This window comes from Pseudonocardia sp. Ae331_Ps2, assembly GCF_001932405.1.
Taxonomy (GTDB): Bacteria; Actinomycetota; Actinomycetes; order Mycobacteriales; family Pseudonocardiaceae; genus Pseudonocardia.
Map to the genome: position 1 here is coordinate 3,797,832 of NZ_MCIM01000001.1, position 22,712 is coordinate 3,820,543.

Genomic DNA, 22,712 nt, shown 5'->3' on the forward strand with positions numbered 1-22,712 from the left:
CCCTGCCGACCGGTCGTCACCCCGGCAGGCCCCCCACACGAGGAGAGTCACCCGATGCGCAGTCCGGACCCCGCACAGCTGGCAGACCAGCTGCGCGGCGTGCTCGAGCCGGTGGTCCACGGGGCCGGGCTGGAGATCGACGCCGTGGAGGTCCGCTCCGCCGGGCGACGGCACTCGGTCAAGCTCGTCGTCGACCTGCCCGAGTCCTCGCCCGAGACCGGCATCGACCTCGACGTCATCGCCCGGCTCAGCCGTTCCGCGGCCGCCGAGCTGGACCCGCACGAGCACCTCATCGAGGGTTCGTACACGCTCGAGGTGACCTCGCCCGGGATCGCCCGGCCGCTCACCGAGCCCCGGCACTGGCGGCGGGCCTACCTGCGCCTGGCGCGGCTCACGCTGACCGACGGCTCCGTCGTCGACGCCCGGGTCGGCCGGCTCGACGGCGACACGGTCGCCGTCGCGGTCCCCGGCCGGAAGTCCCCGGAGCGGCGCGACATCCCGCTCGCGGAGATCCGCCACGCCCAGGTGCAGGTCGAGTTCAAGCCCGCCCCGCCCGCGGAGACCGCACTGCTCGACCCGGACGCGCTGTCCGGCAGCACCGACGGGGCCGACGGGGCCCCCACGAACCACGACGGCCCTGACGGCCCTGACGGCCCTGAGGGCACTGCCCGCGACGAGGAGAACCGGTGAACGTCGACATCCCCGCGCTGCGCGCGATCGAGCGGGACAAGGAGATCCCGTTCGAGACGGTCCTCTCGGCCATCGAGACGGCGCTGCTCACCGCCTACAAGCACACCGACGGTCACCACCCGGACGCCCGCGTCGACATCGACCGCAAGAGCGGTGTGGTGCGGGTCATGGTCCGCGACGCCGCCGACGCGTCCGAGGACGGCACCCCCGGCCCGGAGTTCGACGACACCCCGGACGGCTTCGGCCGGATCGCGGCGACGACCGCCCGCCAGGTCATCCTGCAGCGGCTGCGCGACGCCGAGCACGAGCGCACCTACGGCGAGTTCTCCACCAAGGAGGGCGAGGTCGTCGCCGGCATCGTTCAGCGCGACGCGCGCGCCAACGCCCGCGGCGTCGTCGTGGTCGAGCTCTCCGGCGGCACCGAGGCCGTGCTGCCCGCCGCCGAGCAGGTGCCGGGCGAGGTCTACAAGCACGGCGACCGGATCCGCTGCTTCGTCATCGGTGTGAACCGCGGCCCGCGGGGCACCTCGATCACGCTCTCGCGGACCCACCCGAACCTGGTGCGCAAGCTGTTCGCCCTGGAGGTGCCCGAGATCGTCGACGGTTCCGTCGAGATCGTGTCGGTGGCCCGTGAGGCGGGGTTCCGCTCCAAGATCGCGGTGCGCTCGACCCGCTCCGGGCTCAACGCCAAGGGTGCCTGCATCGGTCCGATGGGCGCCCGGGTGCGCGGCGTGATGGGGGAGCTGGCCGGTGAGAAGATCGACATCATCGACTGGTCCGAGGACCCGGCCGAGTTCGTCGGGAACGCGCTCTCGCCGTCGAAGGTGGTGTCGGTGACGGTGCTCGACGAGCGCGCCCGGATCGCCCGCGTCGTCGTGCCGGACTTCCAGCTGTCGCTGGCGATCGGCAAGGAGGGGCAGAACGCCCGTCTGGCCGCCCGGCTCACCGGCTGGAAGATCGACATCCGCAGTGACGCCGACCCGCGCGACCCGGTCACGCCCGACGGCGGGCCGGCCGACCCCGCCGGGGAGCCGTCCTGACCGACGGAGATCAACAGCAGGGGTCGGGCGAGGGAATGCCCGACGACCGCCCTGCGCTACACTCGTCATCGGCCCGCGGTCGCGGACCGTCGCCCACGCACACCCGGTCGGTTCCGATCCGGACCTGTGTGGGGTGCCGGACCCGGGAACGGGCCGACGTACTGTTGCGGGTGGTCGTGGAGAACGGACGTTGCATTCCGGATCCGCGCCGCCGTCTCCCCGGACGGGGTGCCTGGTTGCACCTCTCGACGGGGTGCCTGGACAAGGCCGAGCGACGCTCGGCGTTCGCCCGGGCGTTACGCGTCCGTTCGGCACCGGACGTCACCGCCGTCAGGCGGTGGCTGCAGGAGTCGCACGACCCGCTGGGGCTCGGGAACCTCTCGGACCCGTCATCGGAAGAAAGCAAGGTCGACCAGTCATGAGCCAGCAGTGAAGATCGCACCATGAACGTGCTTCGACACTAGGTTCGAGGTCGAGCGGGATGCTGCCGCCCGGCCTCCGGTCAGGATGAGGAGAGCAGTGGCAGGCAAGGCCCGCGTGCACGAGCTCGCGAAAGAGCTCGGAATCAGCAGTAAGCAGGTCCTCAGCAAGCTGCAGGACCTCGGGGAGTACGTGAAGTCCCCCTCCTCCACCGTGGAGGCCCCGGTCGTGCGCAAGCTGCGCGACGCGATGGCCTCCGGTGGTGGCCCCGCCGGCGGCCAGCGCCGCGGTTCCGGCGCGCCCGGTGGCGGTCGTCCGCGTGCCGGTGGCTCCGGCGCCCCGTCGCCGTCGCGCCCGACCCCGGGTGCGGCCCCCAAGCCCGGCCCGCGTCCGGGTCCGCCGGCCCCCGCGACACCCACCCCGGGTGCCCCGTCGCCGTCGCAGCCCGCGGCGCGCACCGACGCCCCGAAGCCGGGACCGGCCGCGCCCAAGCCCGGCCCGCAGGCCCCGGCGGCTCCGGTTGCCCCGGCCGCCCAGACTCCCGCCGCGGCCGCCGAGGCCCCGGCCGCGCCGAAGCCCGCCTCGACCCCCCGTCCCGGTCAGGGCCAGGGCGGCCAGGGCGGTGGCGCCCCGCGTCCCTCGGGTCAGCCCGGTGAGCGTGGTGCCCGTCCGGGCCCGCGCCAGCCGCGCGTCGGCAACAACCCGTTCGGCGTCGGCCAGGGTTCGCCCAAGCCGGGCCCGCGTCCCGGTGCGCCGCAGCCCCAGCAGGGCGGTGGCCAGCAGGGCGGCCGTCCCGAGGCTCCCGCCGCGCGTTCCGGTGAGGCCCCGCCGCGTCCGCCCCGTCCGGGCGGCGCTCCGGGTGCGGGCGGTCCCCGTCCGAACCCGGGCAACATGCCTCCGCGGCCGAACCCGGGCATGATGCCCGCGCGTCCGGCTGCCGGTCGCCCCGGAGCCGGTGCCGGTGGCCGTGGTGGCCCCGGCGGCGGTCGTGGTGGCCCCGGTGCCGGTCGTGGTGGCCCCGGTGGCGGTCGTCCCGGTGGCGGTGGCGGCGGTTTCCGTCCCGGTGGTGGCGGTCCCGGTGGTCCGCCCCCGGCCGGTGGTGGATTCCGCGGTCGTCCCGGTGGTGGCGGTGCGCGTGGTCACGGCGGTGCCGCGGGTGCGTTCGGCCGTCCCGGCGGTCCGGCCCGCAAGGGTCGCAAGTCGAAGCGGCAGAAGCGCCAGGAGTACGACGCCATGGCCGCGCCCTCGGTGGGCGGCGTCCGCCTGCCCAAGGGCAACGGCGAGACGATCCGGCTGCCGCGTGGCGCGTCGCTGACCGACTTCGCCGAGAAGATCAACGCCAACCCGGCCTCGCTGGTACAGGTGTTGTTCCACCTCGGTGAGATGGTCACGGCCACCGCGTCGGTCTCGGACGAGGTCCTGGAGCTGCTCGGCCAGGAGATGAACTACCGCGTGCAGGTCGTCTCCCCCGAGGAGGAGGACCGTGCGCTGCTGGAGTCGTTCGACATCGAGTTCGGTGACCCGGGCGACGAGGACGCGCTCGAGGCCCGTCCGCCGGTCGTGACCGTCATGGGTCACGTCGACCACGGTAAGACGCGGCTGCTGGACACGGTCCGCAAGGCGAACGTCCGCGAGGGCGAGGCCGGCGGCATCACCCAGCACATCGGCGCCTACCAGGTCGCGGCCGAGCTCGAGGGCGAGGAGCGGCTCATCACGTTCATCGACACCCCGGGTCACGAGGCGTTCACCGCCATGCGTGCCCGTGGTGCGAAGTCCACCGACATCGCGGTCATCGTGGTGGCGGCGGACGACGGCGTGATGCCGCAGACCGTCGAGTCGATCAACCACGCCCAGGCGGCCGGTCTGCCGATCGTCGTCGCGGTCAACAAGATCGACGTCGAGGGTGCGAACCCGCAGAAGATCCGTCAGCAGCTCACCGAGTACAACCTGGTGGCCGAGGAGTACGGCGGCGACACCATGTTCGTCGACATCTCCGCGAAGCAGGGCACCAACATCGAGGCCCTGCTCGAGGCGATCCTGCTGACCGCCGACGCGGCGCTCGACCTGCGGGCCAACCCCGAGATGGAGGCGCAGGGCGTCACCATCGAGGGTCACCTGGACCGCGGTCGCGGCCCGGTGGCCACCGTGCTGGTCCAGCGCGGAACGCTCCGGGTCGGCGACTCGGTCGTGGCCGGCGACGCCTCCGGGCGTGTCCGGCGCATGGTCGACGAGCACGGCCAGGACGTCACCGAGGCGCTCCCGTCGCGCCCGGTGCAGGTCATCGGTCTGACGTCGGTGCCGGGTGCGGGCGACACGTTCCTCGTCGTGGACGAGGACCGGGTGGCCCGCCAGATCGCCGACCGGCGCCGCGCCCGCGAGCGCAACGCCGAGCTGGCGAGCCGTCGCAAGCGCGTCAGCCTGGAGGACCTGGACGCCGCGCTGAAGGAGACCAACACCCTCAACCTGATCATCAAGGGTGACAACTCGGGCACCGTCGAGGCGCTCGAGGAAGCCCTGATGAAGCTGGACGTGGGTGAGGAGGTCGAGCTGCGGGTCATCCACCGCGGCGTCGGCGGCATCACCGAGGGCGACATCAACCTCGCCATCGCGGACAACGTCATCGTCATGGGCTTCAACGTCCGTGCCGAGGGCAAGGCCACCGAGCTGGCCAACCGCGAGGGCGTCGAGATCCGCTACTACTCGGTGATCTACCAGGCGATCGACGAGATCGAGGCAGCCCTCAAGGGCATGCTCAAGCCGGAGTACGAGGAGGTCGAGCTGGGCCGCGCCGAGGTCCGCGACGTCTTCAAGTCCTCGAAGTTCGGCACGATCGCCGGTTGCCTGGTGATGAGTGGGGAGATCCGCCGGAACGCCCGGGCGCGCCTGCTGCGCGACTCGAAGGTGATCCACGAGAACCTCCCGATCTCGTCGCTGCGCCGGTTCAAGGACGACGTGGTCGAGGTCCGCGAGGGCTTCGAGTGCGGTCTGACGCTCGGTACCTACAGCGACATCAAGGTCGACGACGTCATCGAGACGTTCGAGATGCGGGAGAAGCCGCGCGACTAGCGGTTGACGAACGCGCTCCGACGGGGCGGCCGGTCACCGGCCGCCCCGTCGGCGTCAGTGGAGGTGTGTGTGTACGTCGGCTCCCTGGAGTGTGACGTCCTGCTCGGCGACGTCCGGTCGCTCAAGCAGAAGCGGTCGATGGTCCGTCCGCTGCTCGCCGAGCTGCGCCGGTTCGAGGTGGCTGCCGCCGAGGCCGGCCACCTGGACCTGCACCGGCGCGCGCTGATCGGGGTGAGCTGTGTGGCCGCCGACACGGGCCACGTGCACGCCCTGCTGGAGCGGTGCGAGCGACTCGTCGCCGCCCGTCCCGAGCTGGAGCTGCTGTCCGCGCGGACACGGCTGTTCGGCCCGGACGACGACTGACCGCCGCCCCGCTCGGGCGCGGCGCAACCCCGCGACCCGTGCCTAGACTCGGTCTCGCACGACCCGGTGGAAGGAGCAGGACATGGTCGACCAGGCCCGCGCCCGCAAGCTCGCGAAGCGGATCTCGCAGATCGTCGCGGAGGCCCTCGAGCACGAGGTGAAGGACCCGCGGCTGGCGATGGTGACGATCACCGACACCCGTGTCACCGGGGACCTGCGCGAGGCGACCGTGTTCTACACGGTCATGGGTGCCTCGCTGGAAGAGGAGCCGGACACCGCGGGCGCCGCCGCGGCGCTGCAGAGCGCGAGCGGAGTGCTCCGCAGCCGGGTGGGGCAGCAGACCGGGGTGCGGCACACGCCGAGCCTCGCGTTCGTGCTGGACGCGGTGCCGGACACGGCCCGCCGGATGGAGGAGCTGCTGGCGCGCACCCGCGCCTCCGACGAGGAGGTGGCCCGGCTGGCGGCCACGGCGTCCCCGGCGGGGGACCCGGATCCGTACAAGGCGCCGCGGGAGACCGACGACGAGTGACCGGCGTCGTGCACGAGACCGTCCCGGGCCCCGGTCCGGTCGATCCGGCCGGGGCCGCGGCAATCCTGCGCCGGGCCCGTGACGTGCTCGTGGTCGGGCACGTCCGGCCCGACGCGGACGCCGCGGGCAGCGCCCTGGCCCTGGCCACGGCGCTGCACCGCGCGGGCACCCCGGTCACCGTGTCGTTCGGTGGGCCGGACCAGGTGCCGGCCGCGCTGGTCGACAGCCTCGATCCCCACGGGCTCGTCGTCGCCTCGGTGGACGCGCCGCGCTCGCCGGACCTGCTGGTCTGCTGCGACATCTCCGCGGCCCGTCGGCTCGGGGACCTGGAGCCGGTGTTGGACACGGCCGGGTCGTCGCTGGCGGTGGACCACCACGCGTCGTTCGCGGCGTTCACGGACCGGTACCTCGTCGACCCGGGGGCCCCGGCGACGGTGACGCTCGTCCGGGAGGTGCTCGCCGAGCTGGGCACCCCGTTGGACGCGGTCCTCGCCCGGTCGCTGTTCGCGGGGCTCTACACCGACACAGGCGGTTTCCGGCGCGGCGGTTCGGACGCGCTCCGGCTGGGCGCCGAGCTCGTCGACGCCGGCGTCGAGCCCGCCCCGCTGCTGCGGGACATCGGGGGACCGGTGCCGTTCGCGTGGCTCGCGGCGCAGGCCACGGTGCTGGCCGGGGCCCATCGCGAACCGGGCGTCGCCGCCGGGGCGGACCTGGTGTGGGCCGCCGTCGACGTGGCGACCGCGGCCCGGTTCCGGGACCGCACGGTGACGCTGGTCGGGTCGCTGCAGGCCGCGGCCGGGGGCGGGGTCGCGGCGTTGCTGACCGAGACGGCGCCGGGTGAGTGGTCGGTGTCGCTGCGCGGCAGCGGTTCCCCGGACCTGTCCCGGGTGGCGACGGCGCTCGGTGGCGGTGGGCACGCCGGTGCGGCCGGGTTCGAGCGCGCCGGCACCCGCGACGGCATCCTGGCGCTGCTGCGTGCGGAGCTGGCCCGCTGAGAACGCCCGGTTGACCGGGTTCATCCCGGGTACACGGCCCCGACATCACGACCGGGTACACCTCGGGGCGGTCCGGCGTCACGGCGTCGGGGCACGTAGCGTGTCCCGCGAGACCAGGAGGTGTGCGGTGCGATCCGAGCCCGCTGCGGCCCGCGGGGGCGACAGTCACGGCAACGCGTCCAGCGGGTGGCCGGAGTTCCTCCGTGCCTGGCTGCGCAACCCGGCCCGGGTGGGTGCGGTGTGGCCGAGCTCGCCGCGGCTGTCGGCGAAGCTGGCCCGCATCGCGCCGGGGCACGGCGCCCCGGTCGTCGTCGAGCTGGGGCCGGGCACCGGCGCCGTCACCACGCAGGTCAGCAGGCGGCTGCCCCCGGAGGGGCGGCATCTCGCCGTCGAGCTCGACCCGGGCATGGCCCGCTACCTCCAGGAGCGCCACCCGGGCGTCGAGGTCGTGAACGGCGATGCCCGCAAGCTGGGGGCGCTGCTCGCCGAGCGGGACATCACCTCGGTCGACGCGGTGATCTCCGGGCTGCCCTGGTCGCTGTTCGACCGCGTGATGCAGCAGGAGATCCTCGACCAGGTCGTCGGGGCAGTGGGGGAGACCGGCGCGTTCGCGACGTTCGCCTACTCCCACACCCTGCCGATGCCCTCGGCGCGGCGGTTCAAGGCGACTCTGCACGACACGTTCGACGAGGTCGTGATGACCCGGACGGTGTGGCGCAACCTGCCGCCCGCGTTCTGCTTCCTCTGCCGCCGCCCTCGTCGGTGACCCGGCCCGCCCCTCTCGCGGGCGGGCCCCGTGACATCCTCCGGCTCGCCCTGCCCGCTCTCCCGGTGCTGGCGGCCGAGCCGCTGTTCCTGCTGGTCGACACGGCCGTCGTCGGACGGCTGGGTGGGCTGCCGCTGGCCTCGCTCGCCGTCGCGGCGGTGCTCTTCGCGCAGGTCACGACCCAGCTGACGTTCCTGTCCTACGGGACGACGGCGCGCGCGGCCCGGTTCTACGGCGCCGGGCGCCGCTCGGCCGCGGTGACCGAGGGAGTACAGGCGACCTGGCTGGCGCTGGGCGTCGGGCTGCTCGTCGTCGCGCTCGGACAGCTCGCCGCCGCACCGTTGGCGGGGCTGATCGCCGGGGACCCGGCGATCGCCGAGGGCGCGGTCTCGTGGCTGCGCATCGCCCTGCTCGGTGCCCCGCTGGTCCTGGTGACGCTGGCCGGCAACGGGTGGATGCGCGGGGTGCAGGACACGCGTCGTCCGATGTGGATCGTGATCGGCGGCAACCTGCTGTCCGCGCTGCTCTGCCCGCTCCTGGTGCACGGGGCGGGGGACTGGGCGGGCTGGGGGCTCGAGGGCTCGGCGATCGCGAACGTCGCGGGGCAGGCCGTCGCGGCGTCGCTGTTCCTGCGGGCGCTGGTCGTCGAACGACGGCGCGCCCCCGCCGGTGACCCGGTCCGCTTCGCCCCGGACACCGCGGTCCTCCGCTCCCAGGCGACGATGGGCCGCGACCTGATCGTGCGGTCGCTGGGGTTCCAGGCCTGCTTCCTGTCCGCGACGGCGGTGGCCGCCCGGTTCGGGTCCGAGTCCGTCGCCGCGCACCAGATCGTGCTGCAGCTGTGGGTGTTCCAGTCCCTGGTGCTCGACGCGGTCGCGATCGCGGCGCAGTCGCTGGTCGGGGCCGCCCTCGGTGGTGCTGCCGGCGAGCAGGGTGCTGCCGGCGACCGTGCTGCTGACGACCGTTCTGCCGACGACCGCGCCGGGGGCGACCGTGCGGACACGGGTCCGGCGCGGGCGCTCGCCGCCCGGGTGACCCGTTACGGCCTCGTGCTCGGCTGCGGGTTCGGCGTGCTGTTCGCCGCGCTCTATCCCGTCCTGCCGCCGGTGTTCACCCGCGACGCGGCCGTCCTCGCGGCGATCCCCGCCGCGTGGTGGTTCTTCACCGCGCTGCAGCCGATCGCCGGGGTGGTGTTCGCCCTGGACGGTGTGCTGCTCGGCGCCGGTGACGCGGCCTTCCTGCGCACCACCACGCTGCTCGCCGCACTGGGCGGGTTCCTGCCGATGATCTGGCTGTCCCTGCTGTTCGGGTGGGGGCTGGCCGGGATCTGGACCGGGCTCGCCGCGTTCATGGTGGTCCGCCTGGTCGCGGTGGGGCTGCGGGCACGGTCGGGGCGCTGGGCGGTCCCGGGGGAGATCCGGGCCTGACCGTCCGACCTGCTGCACCCCGCGATGTGGCCCTCCCCGGGCTGCGGGCCCCGGTGGCTCGGTGGCCGGCCTGCTCGGCCCGCAGGAGATGTCCGCCCGGTCGCCGGGGTCGTCGGCCTCGGCCGGGCAGGACGAACGAGTCCGCACCCCTCCGTCGCCGCGACGGGGCCCGTTCGCCGCGGTGCGTGGAGCGACCCGTCGACGGAGTCCGGACGGCCGAGTGGCACACCAGGCACTCTGTGGTGGGGCCCGGAGGTATGTGACGTGCCACTCGGCGCCTCCGGGACGGGGCACCGGACGGGATGTGCCGGGCTGTGGTCGCGTTCCCCGCGGGCCGGGATCCGGTGGCGGCAGGTGGTCAGCCCCGGCCGGTGGCCGAGGTCTCCGGCCGGTGGCCCGGGGCGTCCGGCCGGTCCACCCGGGCGTCCGGGCGGTGTACCGGGGCGTCCGGCCGGTGTACCGGGGGGCCGGGGTCCTCCGGCGGTCCGGTGTCCCCGGGGGGCGCGGCCGGGAGCGGCAGCCGCACGGTGAACACGGCGCCGGTGCCGTCGTCGCGGGCACCGACCGTCACCGACCCGCCGAGGCGGCGGGCGATCCGGTCGACCAGCGCCAGCCCGATGCCGCGGGGGCGGCCGCCGGGCGTCGCACGGGTGCTGAACCCGAACGTGAACAGCTCGCGGGCGGTGTCGGGGGGCACCCCGGGGCCGCTGTCGGCGACCTCCAGGAGCAGCTCGCGGCCGTCGGGCCCGGTGCGCAGGACGACCGCGACCGACCGTTCCCCGGCGCGCCCGGTGACGACCTCGACCGCGTTGTCGACGAGGTTGCCGACCAGCGAGACCAGGTCGTTCGCGGCGAAGGGCAGCCGCAGCTCCGGCAGCACGTCGGGGTCGCAGGCGTCGGTGACGGAGAAGGTGACGTCGTGCTCGGAGGCCTGCCACGCCTTGTCGGCGAGCAGCGCGGCCAGGACCGGGTCGTACACCTCGGCCACGATCCGCGCGCCGGGCCCGCGGGTGCGGTCCAGCGCCGCGGTGCCGGCCGCCGCGGCGTCGGCGGTGTCGCCGAGCTCGATCAGGGTCAGCACGGTCTGCAGCCGGTTGCCGAACTCGTGCGCCTGCCCGGACAGCGCGGCGACGGTGTCGCGGGCCTCGTCGCGCTCGCGCAGCACCCCGGCCAGCTCGGTGCGGTCGCGCAGGGTGAACACCCGCGTCCCCGGGCCCGCGGCCGGCCCGGCGTGCCTGCTGTTGACCAGCAGCACCCGCTCCCCGGCCAGCGCGGCCCGGTCGCGCAGGTCCGAGCGCAGCCCGCTGGTGAGCACGGCCGCGACGGCCGGGTCCATGCCGAGCCCGGTGAGCGGCCGGCCCGGGACGGCGGGGTCGCCGGGGGAGTCGTGGTCGGGCAGGCCGAGCAGCCGCCGGGCCTCGGCGTTGACGACGACGAGCCGCCCGTCGCCGTCGACGACCAGCAGCCCCTCGCCGACGGCGTGCAGCACCGCCTCGTGGTGGGTGTAGGCGGCGGTGATGTCCTCGGGCTCCAGGCCCAGGGTCTGGCGACGCAGCCGCCGGGCCAGCACCACCGCCAGTCCCGAGCCCACGAGCACCGCGACCACGGCCGCGGCGAGGATGCCCGGCAGCCAGCGCAGCGCGAGATCGCTGATCCGGGTCTGCAGCACGCCGACGGACACGACCGCGGCGACCCGGCCGTCGACGAGCACCGGGGTGACGGTGCGGACCGAGGGGCCCAGGGTGCCGGTGTAGACCTCGGTGGAGGTGCGTCCGGCCAGTGCCGGGACGATGTTGCCCTGGTACGGCCGCCCGATCTCGTCGGGGTTGTAGTGGCTGTAGCGGATGCCCTGCGGGGACATGACGACGACGAAGCTGCTGTTCGTGGCCCGGCGGACGCGTTCGGCCACCGGCTGCAGCCGCCCGGCGAGGGTGGCGAGCCCGCCGCCCTCGCCGACCGCGGACACGACCTCGGGATCGGAGGCCAGCGACAGCGCGGTGGCGGTGGTGAGCCGCCCGGCGGCGTCGTGCTCCAGGCGGGTCGCACCGACGACACCCAGCGCGGCGAGCCCGCCGACGGTGAGCAGCACGGTGACGACCTGGAGCAGGAACAGCCGCCGCACCAGCCGCGACCGCTGCAGCGGTGGGGAGGAACGGAACGGCCGGCGCACGGGCCCAGCCTGCCACCGCGGGAGTGGCAGGGGGACCCGTGCACCGGCCGGGACGTCGGCACCCCCGCGGGCCTGCCGGCTCCGCGGGGGTGCGACGGTCATGGGAGGAGGACCCGCGCCGTGGTCAGGAGCCCGCGCCGACCTTCTCGCGGGAGCCGGACTCGGGCTTCTCGGCGCCCTCGGCGGCCTGCTCGATCTGCTCGTCGGCGGCACCGCCCCCGTGCGCGGCCTCCATGTCGGCCTCGACGAGCTTCGGGTCGTCCAGCACCGCGGCGAGCCGCTCGCGGTCGAGCTCGCCGTTCCAGCGGGCGACGACGAAGGTCGCCACGACGTTGCCGATCGCGTTGGTGAGCGCACGGCCCTCGGACATCATGCGGTCGATGCCGACGATCAGCGCGAGACCGACGACGATGGCCTCGGGGGTGAAGAACTCCCCGCCGAAGGCCTGCAGCGACGCGGCCAGGGTGACCAGGCCGGCGCCGGTGACGCCCGCGGCGCCCTTCGAGGTGAGCACCATGAGCACGGCCAGCGCGATCTGCGCGCCGATCGGCAGGTACTCGTTGCCCGCCTGGATGATGAACAGCGCACCCAGGGTCAGGTAGATGCAGGTGCCGTCGAGGTTGAACGAGTAGCCGGTCGGGATGACCATGCCGACGGTCTGCTTGGACGCACCGGCGGACTGCAGCTTGGTGAGGAAGCGCGGCAGCACCGACTCCGACGACGAGGTGCCGAGGATGATCAGCAGCTCGTCCTTGATGAGGCGGATGACCTTGAAGATGTTGATGCCTGCCATCCAGGACACCGCACCGAGGACGACGACGATGAAGAACAGGCAGGTGCCGTAGAAGACCAGCATCAGCTTGAGCAGGTTGATGAGCGACGCGCCGCCCATCTGGCCGACGGTGTAGGCCATGCCGCCGAACGCGGCGACCGGCGCGGCCCACATGATGATCTTGATGATGCCGAAGATGACCTGGGCGATGCCCTCGATGCCGCCGACCAGGCGGCTGCGCAGGGCCGGGTTCAGCGAGGAGATGGCGCAGGCGGCCAGGATGGCCAGCACCAGGACCTGCAGGACCGAGTTGTCCACGAACGGGCCGAAGAAGCTCTTCGGGAGCAGCGAGTCCTGGATGAACGGGATGACACCCGACTCCTGGGCCCCGGTCTCGAACTGTCCCTCGGCCCGGGTCAGCTCCGCTGCGCTCGGTTGCCCCTCGAAACCGGCACCCGGCTGGAAGACGTTGCCGGCGATGAGGCCGAGCGTCAGCGCGATCACCGTCATGATCAGGAAGTAGCCCATGGCCCGCGCGGCGAGCCCCCCGGCCCGGGCGAGGTTGCCCAGCGAGGCGATGCCGACGATGACGGTGCAGAAGATGACCGGGCCGATGATGACCTTGATCATCTGGACGAACGTGTCGGCGAGCCACTTCAGCTCACCGGCGAAGCCGGGAGCGAGGAACCCGACCGCGATGCCGGACGCGATGCCGACGAGCACCCAGAACCAGAGCTGGGTGTAGACCTTCTTCTTGGTCCGGGTGGGGGTGGTGGACCCCGTCCCGGACGAGCCGTCTGCGTTGGCGACCTCGGCCATGTCCGTCCTCCTCGACGTGTTCGGTGCGGACACGATGGAGCCGGGGCGTGTCGTGGGGCAACCGCGGGGGCACCGAGCTTGAGGAAGCTTTGAGGAATCGTGACTAGGGTGGGTCCGTGCGGGTGCTGCTGGTCGAGGACGACGCGGTCCTCGGCGACGCCCTGCGACGCAGCCTCGTCCGCCAGGGATACCCGACCGACCTCGTGACCAGCGGGTCCGCGGCCATCGCCGCCGTCGCCGAGCGGGAGCCCGACGTCGTGCTGCTCGACATGGGCCTGCCCGACCGCGACGGCATCGGCGTCTGCCGGGAGATCCGGGAGCGGTCCCGGGTGCCGATCCTCGCCATCACCGGCCGCGGCGACGTCGCGGCGCGGGTGCAGGGACTGCGCTCGGGCGCCGACGACTACCTGGTCAAGCCGGTCTCCACCGACGAGCTGGTGGCCAGGATCGAGGCCGTCCTGCGTCGTGCCACCGGCGCGGCGGTGGCCGCGACGGTGAGCGTCGGCGACGTCGTCGTCGACCTCGACCGGCGGGCGGTGACCGCGGCCGGCACCGAGGTCGCGCTGACCCGCAAGGAGTTCGACCTGCTCGCCGCGCTCGCCCGCCGGGAGGGAGCGGTGCTGCCGCGCACCGAGCTGCTGGAACAGGTGTGGGGGACCGCCGACGCGTCCGCGGCACGCACGCTGGAGGCGCACGTGGCGTCGCTGCGGTCGAAGCTGGGGGCCCGCGACGTCGTGGTGACGGTCCGTGGAGTCGGGTACCGGCTGGCGCGTTAGCGTCCCGGCGTGCCCGCACGCAACCCGCCCCCGCCGCCCGGCCTCGTGATCGTCGACAAGGACCGGGGCCCGACCAGCCACGACGTCGTCGGGAAGCTCCGCCGGATCATGGGCACCCGCAAGGTCGGCCACGCCGGGACGCTGGACCCGATGGCGACCGGGGTGCTGGTCGTCGGCATCGAGCGGGCCACCAAGCTGCTCGGGCACCTGTCGCTCGACACCAAGGCCTACACCGCGACCGTGCGGCTCGGGCAGGGCACCGACACCGACGACGCCGAGGGCACGCCCGTCGGCGAGCCCGTCCCGGTCGGGGCCGACGACGACGCCGTCCGCGCCGCCATGGCCGCGCTGACCGGGGAGATCATGCAGGTCCCCAGCGCGGTGTCCGCGGTGAAGATCGACGGAAAGCGCGCCTACCAGCGGGTCCGCGACGGCGAGACCGTCGAGATCCCGGCCCGCCCGGTCACCGTGTCGGCGTTCGAGCTGCTCGCGGTGCGCCGTGACGGCCCGTGGTGCGACCTCGACGTCGCCGTCGACTGCTCCTCGGGCACCTATGTCCGCGCGCTCGCCCGCGACCTCGGCACTGCGCTGGGCTCCGCCGGGCACCTGACCGCGCTGCGGCGCACCCGGGTCGGACCCTTCACCCTGGAGCACGCGCGCACCGTCGAGCAGCTCGAAGAGGAACCCGGGCTGTCGCTGGACCTCGCCGCGGCCGTCGCGACGGCGTTCCCGCGGGTCGACCTCGACGCCTCGGCCGCCACCGACGTGCGGTTCGGCAAGTCACTGCCGGCGGCCGGGATCGCGGGCACCTACGGGGTGTTCGCCCCGGACGGCGCCGCGCTGGCCCTGATGGCCGACCGCGGTGCCGCCGCCCGCCCGGTCGTCGTGCTCGCGCCGGCCGGCTGACCCTGCGGGCCGAGCGCGGTCGCCCGCTGCGCGGGACCCGGCCCGGTTCGCCTAGGCTCGCGCCCGTGCAGCGGTGGCGTGGTCTGGAGGCGGTTCCGCCCGGCTGGGGCCGGTGCGTCGTGACCGTCGGCGTGTTCGACGGGGTGCACCGTGGACACCGGCAGCTGATCTCCCGCGCGGTGGAACGGGCGCACGAGCGCGGCCTGCCCGCCGTCGTCGTGACGTTCGACCCGCACCCGGCCGAGCTGATCCGGCCCGGCACCCACCCGGCGCGGCTGTCCACACTCGACCGGCGGGCCGAGCTCGTGGCCGAGGTGGGCGCGGACGTCTTCTGTGTCATCCCGTTCACCGAGGCGCTGTCCCGGATGCCGCCCGCCGGGTTCGCGCACGAGGTGCTGGTCGACCGGCTGCACGCGGCCGTCGTCGTGGTGGGCAGCAACTTCACCTTCGGCCACCGGGCCGAGGGTGACGTCGGGACCCTCGCCGAGCTGGGCCGTCGCTTCGGGTTCGCCTGCGAGGCGCTCGACCTGGTCTCCGACCACGACGTGACCTTCTCCTCCACCTACATCCGGTCCTGCATCGCCGCCGGGGCCGTCCGCGACGCCGCGCACGCGCTGGGCCGCTGGCACCGGGTGGACGGCGTGATCGTGCACGGCCACAAACGTGGCCGTGACCTGGGCTACCCGACCGCGAACGTCGCCACCCCGCCGCACACCGCGATCCCCGCCGACGGCGTCTACGCGGGCTGGTTCCGCATCGGCGACCGTCGTCTGATGGGCGCGATCTCGGTGGGGACCAACCCGACGTTCTCCGGGCGGGTGCGCACCGTCGAGGTCTACGTCCTCGACGTCGACGAGAACTTCTACGGCCACGAGGTCAGCGTCGAGTTCGTCGAGCGGCTGCGCGGCCAGGAGCACTACGACGGCGTCGAGGCGCTCGTCGCGCAGATGGGCCGCGACGTGGAGACCTGCCGCGAGATCCTCACCGCGGCCGGCGACGCCACCGGACCCGACTGGGTGCCGGATTAGGTGAAAACCCCCTGCCGGGGCCGAACGACCGCGCCAAACCGCGTGGTCACCGAGGCTGGCAGGCATGGACGACCCCCGCACCGTGGACCCGGTGGCGCAGGAGATCGCGCGCAACCGCGACCGCCAGAGCGCGATCTACGGCGAGCCCCTCGACGAACGCATCCGCCGGCTCACGACCGGCCTCGGCATCACCCAGGCCCGCCTCGCCGCCGCGATCGGGCTGAGCCCGGCGATGCTGTCCCAGCTGGCGGGCGGGCGCCGGGTCAAGATCGGGGACCCTGCGGTGCTGGGCCGGATGACCGCGCTGGACCGGCGGCTCGCGCACGGTCCGGTGCCCGAGGCCGAACGCGAGGTGCTGCTGGCCAGGGTCCGGCAGGAGCCGACGCCGGGTGCACCGACCGGTGCCTGCCGCTGCGCCGGGCAGGCACCCACGACCGGGCCGGCGGTGCCGCAGCCGCGACGGGCCCCGGCCGAGCCGACCGCGGAGGACGCGCTGCGCGGGGTGAGTGCGCCGGCCCGGCTCGTCGCGGCGGCGGCCGAGCTGGCCGCGGCGTTCCCGGAGATCGCCGAGGTGCTGCGCCGGGCCGCCGCCGGACGGCGCTGAGCCCGGCTGCCGACCCCGGGTGCGGACGCGGTGGGGTGACCCGCATCGGTGGCCGCGGTGGTCCACCGGGTCCCGCCGCGTGCCGGGACACCGGAGCACACAACGCCGGGACACCGGACCACACACCGGGGTGACGCGGGTCGGCGGCGGTCGGCGCACCCGTCGCTGGTACCGTTTCACCTCGGGTCCGGCTGCAGTCCGTGGCGGCCGCGACCGACTTCCTGCCGTCCCGCCGGTTCACCCGGGTTTCGTCGGACGTCACGGCCCCACGGACCGTCTCAAGGATGAAGGAGTTGAGCAGTGGCACTGACCACCGCCGAGAAGAAGAGCACGCTCGAGCAGTACGGCACCCACGCCACCGACACCGGGTCCCCCGAGGCCCAGGTCGCGCTGCTGACGCAGCGCATCGTCGGCCTGACCGAGCACCTGAAGCAGCACAAGCACGACCACCACAGCCGGCGCGGCCTGCTGCTGCTGGTCGGTCGTCGTCGCCGGCTGCTCAAGTACCTGCGCGAGGTCGACGTCGCCCGCTACCGCGCGCTGATCGAGAAGCTGGGTCTGCGCCGCTGACCCGCCTGGGGCGACCCGGCACCGGTTCCCGGTGCCGGGTCGTTCCGTAACACCGAGCGACACAACTGAACAGAGCCCGCCACGCGAGGCGACCGGACATCCGCCGGTCCTCGGTAGTGGCCCCCGGAGCGCGACGCGCGGCCGGGGGCTTCGATCGAAGACCGGCCCAGCAGGGGATCGAGCCGGCGCCACGGTGGTGGGGGTAGACGAAGACCACTCCCAACGACGAGGAGAACACCCCCGTATGACTGACGTCATCTCCGAGGACGGCGTGCACGAGAGCACCGCCGTCATCGACAACGGCACCTACGGCACCCGCACCGTCCGGTTCGAGACCGGCCGGCTCGCGCGCCAGGCTGCCGGGTCCGTCGTCGCGTACCTCGACGACGAGACCATGCTGCTGTCCGCCACGACCGCCTCGAAGCGGCCGAAGGACCAGTTCGACTTCTTCCCGCTCACGGTGGACGTCGAGGAGCGGATGTACGCCGCGGGCCGGATCCCCGGCTCGTTCTTCCGCCGCGAGGGCCGCCCGGGCACCGACGCGATCCTGACCTGCCGCCTCATCGACCGCCCGCTGCGCCCGTCCTTCGTGGACGGTCTGCGCAACGAGATCCAGGTCGTCGTGACGGTCATGTCGCTCGACCCGAAGGACCCCTACGACGTCGTGGCGATCAACGCCGCGTCGGCGTCCACCCAGCTCGCCGGCCTGCCGTTCTCCGGCCCGGTCGGCGGCGTCCGCGTCGCGCTCATCGCGAACGAGGCGGGCACCGACACCCAGTGGGTCGCCTTCCCGACCCACGACCAGCTCGACCGCGCCGCGTTCGACATGGTCGTCGCGGGCCGCATCGTGGGCGACGACGTCGCGATCATGATGGTCGAGGCCGAGGCCACCGAGAACACGATCGAGCTGATCGCGGGCGGCGCCACCGCCCCGACCGAGGGCGTCGTGGCCGACGGCCTCGAGGCCGCGAAGCCCTTCATCCGCTCGCTGTGCATCGCCCAGCAGCAGCTGGCCGACGTCGCCGCCAAGCCGACCGGCGACTACCCGGTGTTCCCGGCCTACCAGCCGGACGCCTTCGAGGCCGTCTCCGAGGCCGTCGAGCAGGAGCTGGCGCAGGCGCTGACCATCGCCGGCAAGCAGGAGCGCGAGACCCGCACCGACGAGATCAAGGCGTCGGTGCTCGAGAAGCTCGGCGAGCGCTTCGTCGGCCGCGAGTCCGAGCTCGGCAACGCGTTCCGCGCGCTGAACAAGAAGCTGGTCCGCCGCCGGATCCTGACCGACCAGGTCCGGATCGACGGCCGCGGCCTGACCGACATCCGGCCGCTGTCGGCCGAGGTCGAGGTCGTCCCGCGGGCGCACGGCTCGGCGCTGTTCGAGCGCGGCGAGACCCAGATCATGGGTGTCACCACGCTGAACATGCTCCGCATGGAGCAGCAGATCGACCAGCTGGGGCCGGAGACGCGCAAGCGCTACCTGCACCACTACAACTTCCCGCCGTACTCGACCGGTGAGACCGGTCGCGTCGGCTCGCCGAAGCGCCGCGAGATCGGCCACGGCGCGCTCGCCGAGCGGGCCCTGATCCCGGTCCTGCCGAACCGCGAGGAGTTCCCCTACGCGATCCGCCAGGTCTCCGAGGCCCTCGGCTCGAACGGCTCGACCTCGATGGGCTCGGTCTGCGCGTCCACGATGTCGCTGCTCAACGCCGGTGTGCCGCTGAAGGCGCCGGTCGCGGGCATCGCGATGGGCCTGGTGTCCGACGAGGTCGACGGCCAGACGCGCTACGTCGCGCTGACCGACATCCTCGGCGCCGAGGACGCCTTCGGCGACATGGACTTCAAGGTCGCCGGCACCAAGGAGTTCGTCACGGCGCTGCAGCTGGACACCAAGCTGGACGGCATCCCGTCCGAGGTGCTCGCCGCCGCGCTGAACCAGGCCAAGGACGCCCGCCTGACCATCCTCGAGGTGATCGGCGAGGCCATCGACGGCCCGGACGAGATGAGCAAGTACGCGCCGCGGGTCACCGCGGTGAAGGTCCCGGTCGACAAGATCGGCGAGGTCATCGGCCCGAAGGGCAAGATGATCAACTCGATCACCGAGAAGACCGGCGCCGACATCTCGATCGAGGACGACGGCACGATCTACGTCGGTGCGAACGACGGCCCCTCCGCGGAGGAGGCGATCGGCATGATCAACGCGATCGCCAACCCGCAGCTGCCGAAGGTCGGCGAGCGCTTCCTGGGCACGGTGGTCAAGGCCGCCGCGTTCGGTGCCTTCGTCTCGCTGGTCCCCGGCAAGGACGGCCTGGTCCACATCTCGAAGCTCGGCAACGGGAAGCGGATCAGCAAGGTCGAGGACGTCGTCAAGGTCGGCGACAAGCTGCGCGTCGAGGTCACCGACATCGACAACCGCGGCAAGATCTCGCTGATCCCGGTGGTCGACGAGTCCGCGGTCGCGGAGGCGCCCGCCGAGGGCGTCGTCGACGCCGAGGCTCCGGCCGAGGCCGCCGCCAACCCGAGCTGAACTGTTGGCATCTGAGAACGACCACGCGACGGCGGCCCGGGACTCCTCCCGGGCCGCCGCCCGTGTGTCCCCGCTCCCCGACGCCGACTCCGGTGACACCGTCCGCCGCAGCGATCTGCCCGGCGGGGTGCGGCTGGTCACCGAGGCCGTGCCCGGGGTCCGCTCGGTGGCACTCGGCATCTGGATCGGGATCGGCTCGGTCGACGAGACACCCGAGCAGGCCGGCGCCGCGCACTTCCTGGAACACCTGCTGTTCAAGGGCACCCGGCGGCGCACCGCGGCGGGCATCGCCGAGGAGATGGACGCCGTCGGCGGTGAGCTGAACGCGTTCACCGCCAAGGAGCACACCTGCTACTACGCCCACGTCCTCGACACCGATGTGGCGCTCGCGGTGGACGTGCTGGCCGACGTCGTCACCGACGCCGAGCTGGCGCACACCGACGTCGAGCTGGAACGCGGCGTCGTGCTCGAGGAGATCTCGATGCGCGACGACGACCCGGAGGACCTGCTCGGCGACCTGTTCGACGAGACCCTGTTCGGCGACCACCCGCTGGGGCGCCCGGTGATCGGCTCCGAGGAGTCGGTCCGGGCGATGAGCCGCGACACCCTGCACAGCTTCTGGCGCGGGCAGTACACGGCGCCGCGGATGGTCGTCGCCGCGGCCGGGAACCTCGACCACTCCCACGTCGCCGAGCTCGTGGCCGCCGCCCTCGGCGCGGCCGCGCGGCACCACGAGGGGGCCCGTCCGGTGCCCCCGCGCAGCGCCACAGGTGTCCGCCCGGTCCGCACCGGTGCCCTCGGGCTGCTCGACGACGAGTCAGAGCAGGCCCACGTGATGCTCGGCGTGCCCACCGCGGGCCGCGCCGGCCGCGGCCTCCCGGTGCTCGCCGTCCTCAACTCCGCCCTCGGCGGGGGGCTGTCCTCGCGGCTGTTCCAGCAGGTCCGGGAGCAGCGCGGGCTGGCCTACCAGGTCTACTCCTCGACGGTGCGCTACGCCGACGCCGGCGCGCTGTCGGTGTACGCCGGATGCGCCCCCGAACGCCTCGGCGAGGTCGTCGCCGTGGTGCGCGACGTGCTCGGCGGGGTCGCGGCCGACGGACTGACCGAGGCCGAGGTCGTCCGTGCCCAGGGCGCCCTGCGCGGGGGACTGGTGCTGGGCTGCGAGGCCACCGCGTCGCGGATGAACCGGCTCGGCCGCGCCGAGCTGGACCACGGGCGGCAGCGGTCGCTGGCCGACAGCCTCGCCCGCATCGACGCGGTCACCCCGGGCGAGGTCGCGGCGCTGGCCGCGGACCTGCTGGCCCAGCCGCTGACGGCGGCCGTCGTGGGGCCCTACGCCGACGTCGACGACCTCCCGGTCGCCCTGCGGGACCTGGCCTGACCCCACCCTTTCGGCCGCCTCGCCGGGCGGCTTCCTACGCACGAACGGGCCCCTCGTACGAACTTCCGTACGAGGGGCCCGTTTCGTGTGTCGAGGAGGCAGAGGCGGAGCCCCGGACCCGGTGCGGGTCCGGGGCTCCGTCGGTGTGGTGCGGGGTCGCTCAGGATCCGTTCTGCCAGCCGAGGGTCTCGGGCAGCGGGTTGAAGGCGAACAGGCTTGCGCCCCAGTTCGCGAGCCCGGGCTTGGTGGCCCAGATCGCGGGGCCCGAGTAGACCGGGAGCAGCCCGTACGTCGCGAATGCCTTCTTCTCCACCGCGTTCGCGGCGGCGTACTGCTCGTCGGCGGTCGGCAGGGTGTTGACCTTGCGCAGCTCCTCGTCGAGCGCGGCGGTGCCGGTGCCGGTGCCGGACTTGTTCAGCGTCGAGTCCGAGCAGTACTGCTGGCAGATGTAGGCGACGCCGTACGGGTCCGAGGACTTGAATCCGCTGAAGACCATGTCGAACTCCTTGTTCGCCATGACCTTCGAGAAGTCGGTCGAGGGTACGACGCGGACCTTGAGGTCGACGCCGATGTTCTTCAGCATGGCCACCATGGCACCCGAGGACGCCCGCTTGGTGGGGGTGTCTCCGGTCTGTACGTAGGTGAAGGTCAGTGGCTGACCGCCCTTGGTCCGGACGCCGTCCGGGCCGGCGACCCAGCCCGCGGCGTCGAGGCCCTGTTTCGCGCGCTCCGGGTCGAAGGCGACCGCGGCGGCGAGGTTGTCCTCGTAGCCCTTCTGGTAGGGCTGCAGCACCAACGACCCACCGGGGTCCTCGGTGTAGTCGAGCCCCTGGAACGCGATCTTGGCGAGCTGGGTTCGGTCGATGGCGTCGAACACCGCCTTGCGGACCGCGGGGTCCTTGAGGACCGGGGTGGTGCTGTTGAGCGTCAGCAGGAAGTTGGCCGGGGTCCCGGAGATGCGGATGTCGGCGTTCGGCACGCTGCGGGCCTGGGCGAGCAGGTCGGCGGTTTCCGCCTCGGCGGCGTCGATCTGCCCGTTGCGGAAGGCGTTGACCTTCGCCTGCGTCTCCATCTGCACCAGGGTGATGCGGTCGAGCTTGCCCTTCTTGCCCCACCACTTCGGGTTGCGCTCGAAGGTGAGCGTCGAGTTCTGCTTGTCGAAGTTCGACAGGACGTACGGGCCGGCGCCCCACTCGGGATGCGGGTTGTTCAGGTAACCCTTGTTGAAGACGTCCGGGGTGGCCGCCTTCGGGTGCAGCAGGTTGTTGAAGAGGCCCTGCCACCACGGGTTGGGCCCGTTGAAGGCGACGACGGCCTGCTTGTCGTCGGCACCGCGGGTCACCGAGGTGATCCGGTCGTAGCCGTCGGTGGAGTTCGGGATGAAGGCGCTGTCCTTGCCGTTGTTGGCCTTCCAGGTCGACTCGAAGGCCCGCCAGTCGATCGGCGTGCCGTCGTTGAAGACGGCCTTCGGGTTGATCGTGTAGGTGACGGTGGTCTTCCCGCCGTTGTCGACGGTGTCGGCCTTGGTCACGTAGTCCGGGTTGATCACCGGCTCACCGGTGGGGGTGAAGGTGATGACCATGGGGTTGTAGAAGCCCCAGGCCAGACGGGTGTCCGTCGTCATGTCGCCCTGGAACTGGTTGAACTGCGGGTTCAGGTCCGAGCGGAACGGCAGGGTGACCTGGCCGCCGTCCTTGACGTTCTCGTAGGGCTGGGCGTTGTACGACGGCGTCGTCGACAGCGACTCGGCCGTCTGCGCGGGCCCGCCGGAGCCACCTCCGCCACAGCCCGCCAGCACCAGGGCCAGCGCCGCGACGGCGGCGGTGGTCGCCCCGCGTCGGATGGGTCTGCGCATGTCTCTCCTTCGTT

19 protein-coding genes are annotated in these 22,712 nt (G+C 73.4%); 16 read left to right on the top strand and 3 right to left on the bottom strand.

The annotated features are described in order from the left end of the window. The first annotated feature begins 54 nt into the window (after positions 1 to 54). The 9 genes from rimP to Ae331Ps2_RS18315 all read left to right on the top strand — a co-directional run bounded on the left by rimP (position 55) and on the right by Ae331Ps2_RS18315 (position 9,296). The gene (gene rimP / locus Ae331Ps2_RS18275; protein WP_083696304.1) at positions 55 to 690 is read left to right on the top strand and encodes a ribosome maturation factor RimP; all 636 of its coding nucleotides are present in this window, start codon (positions 55 to 57) and stop codon (positions 688 to 690) included. Beyond that, entirely contained in the window at positions 687 to 1,730 is a 1,044-nt protein-coding gene (gene nusA / locus Ae331Ps2_RS18280; protein ID WP_020628120.1) for a transcription termination factor NusA, read from the top strand. Before rimP ends, nusA begins: the two co-directional genes overlap by 4 nt. A 35-nt stretch (positions 1,731 to 1,765) precedes the next feature. After that, positions 1,766 to 2,152 carry a YlxR family protein gene (locus Ae331Ps2_RS18285; RefSeq protein ID WP_083695718.1) on the top strand — a complete coding sequence of 129 codons (387 nt, stop codon included), beginning with the start codon at positions 1,766 to 1,768 and terminating at the stop codon, positions 2,150 to 2,152. 97 nt (positions 2,153 to 2,249) lie between these two features. Next, entirely contained in the window at positions 2,250 to 5,216 is a 2,967-nt protein-coding gene (gene infB / locus Ae331Ps2_RS18290; protein ID WP_075307545.1) for a translation initiation factor IF-2, read from the top strand. A 69-nt stretch (positions 5,217 to 5,285) separates the two neighbouring features. Then, the gene (locus tag Ae331Ps2_RS18295; protein ID WP_075307543.1) at positions 5,286 to 5,579 is read left to right on the top strand and encodes a DUF503 domain-containing protein; all 294 of its coding nucleotides are present in this window, start codon (positions 5,286 to 5,288) and stop codon (positions 5,577 to 5,579) included. Between the two features lie 82 nt (positions 5,580 to 5,661). Then, on the top strand, positions 5,662 to 6,108 hold the full coding sequence (gene rbfA, locus Ae331Ps2_RS18300; protein ID WP_020623264.1) for a 30S ribosome-binding factor RbfA: 447 nt from the start codon (positions 5,662 to 5,664) through the stop codon (positions 6,106 to 6,108). A gap of 8 nt (positions 6,109 to 6,116) precedes the next feature. After that, complete coding sequence (locus Ae331Ps2_RS18305; protein WP_075312112.1) at positions 6,117 to 7,103, top strand: bifunctional oligoribonuclease/PAP phosphatase NrnA; 987 nt, start codon at positions 6,117 to 6,119, stop codon at positions 7,101 to 7,103. A gap of 127 nt (positions 7,104 to 7,230) precedes the next feature. Beyond that, a complete protein-coding gene (locus Ae331Ps2_RS18310; protein WP_020623266.1) occupies positions 7,231 to 7,869 on the top strand; it encodes a class I SAM-dependent methyltransferase in 639 nt (212 codons plus the stop codon). After that, on the top strand, positions 7,866 to 9,296 hold the full coding sequence (locus tag Ae331Ps2_RS18315) for an MATE family efflux transporter (protein ID WP_075307541.1): 1,431 nt from the start codon (positions 7,866 to 7,868) through the stop codon (positions 9,294 to 9,296). Before Ae331Ps2_RS18310 ends, Ae331Ps2_RS18315 begins: the two co-directional genes overlap by 4 nt. 358 nt (positions 9,297 to 9,654) lie before the next feature. Here the strand turns inward: Ae331Ps2_RS18315 and Ae331Ps2_RS18320 are convergent, their stop codons facing one another. Both Ae331Ps2_RS18320 and Ae331Ps2_RS18325 read right to left on the bottom strand, forming a co-directional pair. After that, on the bottom strand, positions 9,655 to 11,466 hold the full coding sequence (locus Ae331Ps2_RS18320; RefSeq protein ID WP_075307539.1) for an ATP-binding protein: 1,812 nt from the start codon (positions 11,464 to 11,466) through the stop codon (positions 9,655 to 9,657). A gap of 124 nt (positions 11,467 to 11,590) precedes the next feature. Further along, on the bottom strand, positions 11,591 to 13,057 hold the full coding sequence (locus Ae331Ps2_RS18325) for a cation:dicarboxylate symporter family transporter (protein ID WP_075307537.1): 1,467 nt from the start codon (positions 13,055 to 13,057) through the stop codon (positions 11,591 to 11,593). 116 nt (positions 13,058 to 13,173) lie between these two features. Between Ae331Ps2_RS18325 and Ae331Ps2_RS18330 the strand changes: the two genes are divergently transcribed. The 7 genes from Ae331Ps2_RS18330 to Ae331Ps2_RS18360 all read left to right on the top strand — a co-directional run bounded on the left by Ae331Ps2_RS18330 (position 13,174) and on the right by Ae331Ps2_RS18360 (position 20,843). Then, a complete protein-coding gene (locus Ae331Ps2_RS18330; protein ID WP_075307535.1) occupies positions 13,174 to 13,833 on the top strand; it encodes a response regulator transcription factor in 660 nt (219 codons plus the stop codon). 9 nt (positions 13,834 to 13,842) lie between these two features. Then, positions 13,843 to 14,739, top strand: coding sequence for a tRNA pseudouridine(55) synthase TruB (truB, locus tag Ae331Ps2_RS18335; protein WP_075307533.1), 897 nt, complete (start codon positions 13,843 to 13,845; stop codon positions 14,737 to 14,739). Between the two features lie 65 nt (positions 14,740 to 14,804). Further along, positions 14,805 to 15,767: a bifunctional riboflavin kinase/FAD synthetase gene (locus Ae331Ps2_RS18340; RefSeq protein ID WP_075307531.1), complete on the top strand. Its 963-nt coding sequence runs from the start codon at positions 14,805 to 14,807 to the stop codon at positions 15,765 to 15,767. 64 nt (positions 15,768 to 15,831) lie between these two features. Next, positions 15,832 to 16,371: a helix-turn-helix domain-containing protein gene (locus tag Ae331Ps2_RS18345; protein WP_083695722.1), complete on the top strand. Its 540-nt coding sequence runs from the start codon at positions 15,832 to 15,834 to the stop codon at positions 16,369 to 16,371. A 300-nt stretch (positions 16,372 to 16,671) separates the two neighbouring features. Then, on the top strand, positions 16,672 to 16,941 hold the full coding sequence (gene rpsO / locus Ae331Ps2_RS18350; protein WP_020621572.1) for a 30S ribosomal protein S15: 270 nt from the start codon (positions 16,672 to 16,674) through the stop codon (positions 16,939 to 16,941). A gap of 244 nt (positions 16,942 to 17,185) precedes the next feature. Beyond that, the gene (locus Ae331Ps2_RS18355) at positions 17,186 to 19,462 is read left to right on the top strand and encodes a polyribonucleotide nucleotidyltransferase (RefSeq protein ID WP_075307529.1); all 2,277 of its coding nucleotides are present in this window, start codon (positions 17,186 to 17,188) and stop codon (positions 19,460 to 19,462) included. Between the two features lie 64 nt (positions 19,463 to 19,526). Continuing rightward, the gene (locus Ae331Ps2_RS18360; protein ID WP_075307527.1) at positions 19,527 to 20,843 is read left to right on the top strand and encodes a pitrilysin family protein; all 1,317 of its coding nucleotides are present in this window, start codon (positions 19,527 to 19,529) and stop codon (positions 20,841 to 20,843) included. Between the two features lie 160 nt (positions 20,844 to 21,003). Here the strand turns inward: Ae331Ps2_RS18360 and Ae331Ps2_RS18365 are convergent, their stop codons facing one another. Then, on the bottom strand, positions 21,004 to 22,698 hold the full coding sequence (locus Ae331Ps2_RS18365; RefSeq protein WP_075307525.1) for an ABC transporter family substrate-binding protein: 1,695 nt from the start codon (positions 22,696 to 22,698) through the stop codon (positions 21,004 to 21,006). Between the last annotated feature and the right edge of the window lie 14 nt (positions 22,699 to 22,712).

Excerpts from the sequence above, each read along its gene's own strand:
- rimP (WP_083696304.1), top strand. The coding sequence starts at position 55 with ATGCGCAGTCCGGACCCCGCACAGCTGGCAGACCAGCTGCGCGGCGTG.
- Ae331Ps2_RS18285 (WP_083695718.1), top strand. The coding sequence starts at position 1,766 with ATGCCCGACGACCGCCCTGCGCTACACTCGTCATCGGCCCGCGGTCGC.
- rbfA (WP_020623264.1), top strand. The coding sequence starts at position 5,662 with ATGGTCGACCAGGCCCGCGCCCGCAAGCTCGCGAAGCGGATCTCGCAG.
- Ae331Ps2_RS18325 (WP_075307537.1), bottom strand. The coding sequence starts at position 13,057 with ATGGCCGAGGTCGCCAACGCAGACGGCTCGTCCGGGACGGGGTCCACC.
- Ae331Ps2_RS18345 (WP_083695722.1), top strand. The coding sequence starts at position 15,832 with ATGGACGACCCCCGCACCGTGGACCCGGTGGCGCAGGAGATCGCGCGC.
- Ae331Ps2_RS18355 (WP_075307529.1), top strand. The coding sequence starts at position 17,186 with ATGACTGACGTCATCTCCGAGGACGGCGTGCACGAGAGCACCGCCGTC.
- Ae331Ps2_RS18365 (WP_075307525.1), bottom strand. The coding sequence starts at position 22,698 with ATGCGCAGACCCATCCGACGCGGGGCGACCACCGCCGCCGTCGCGGCG.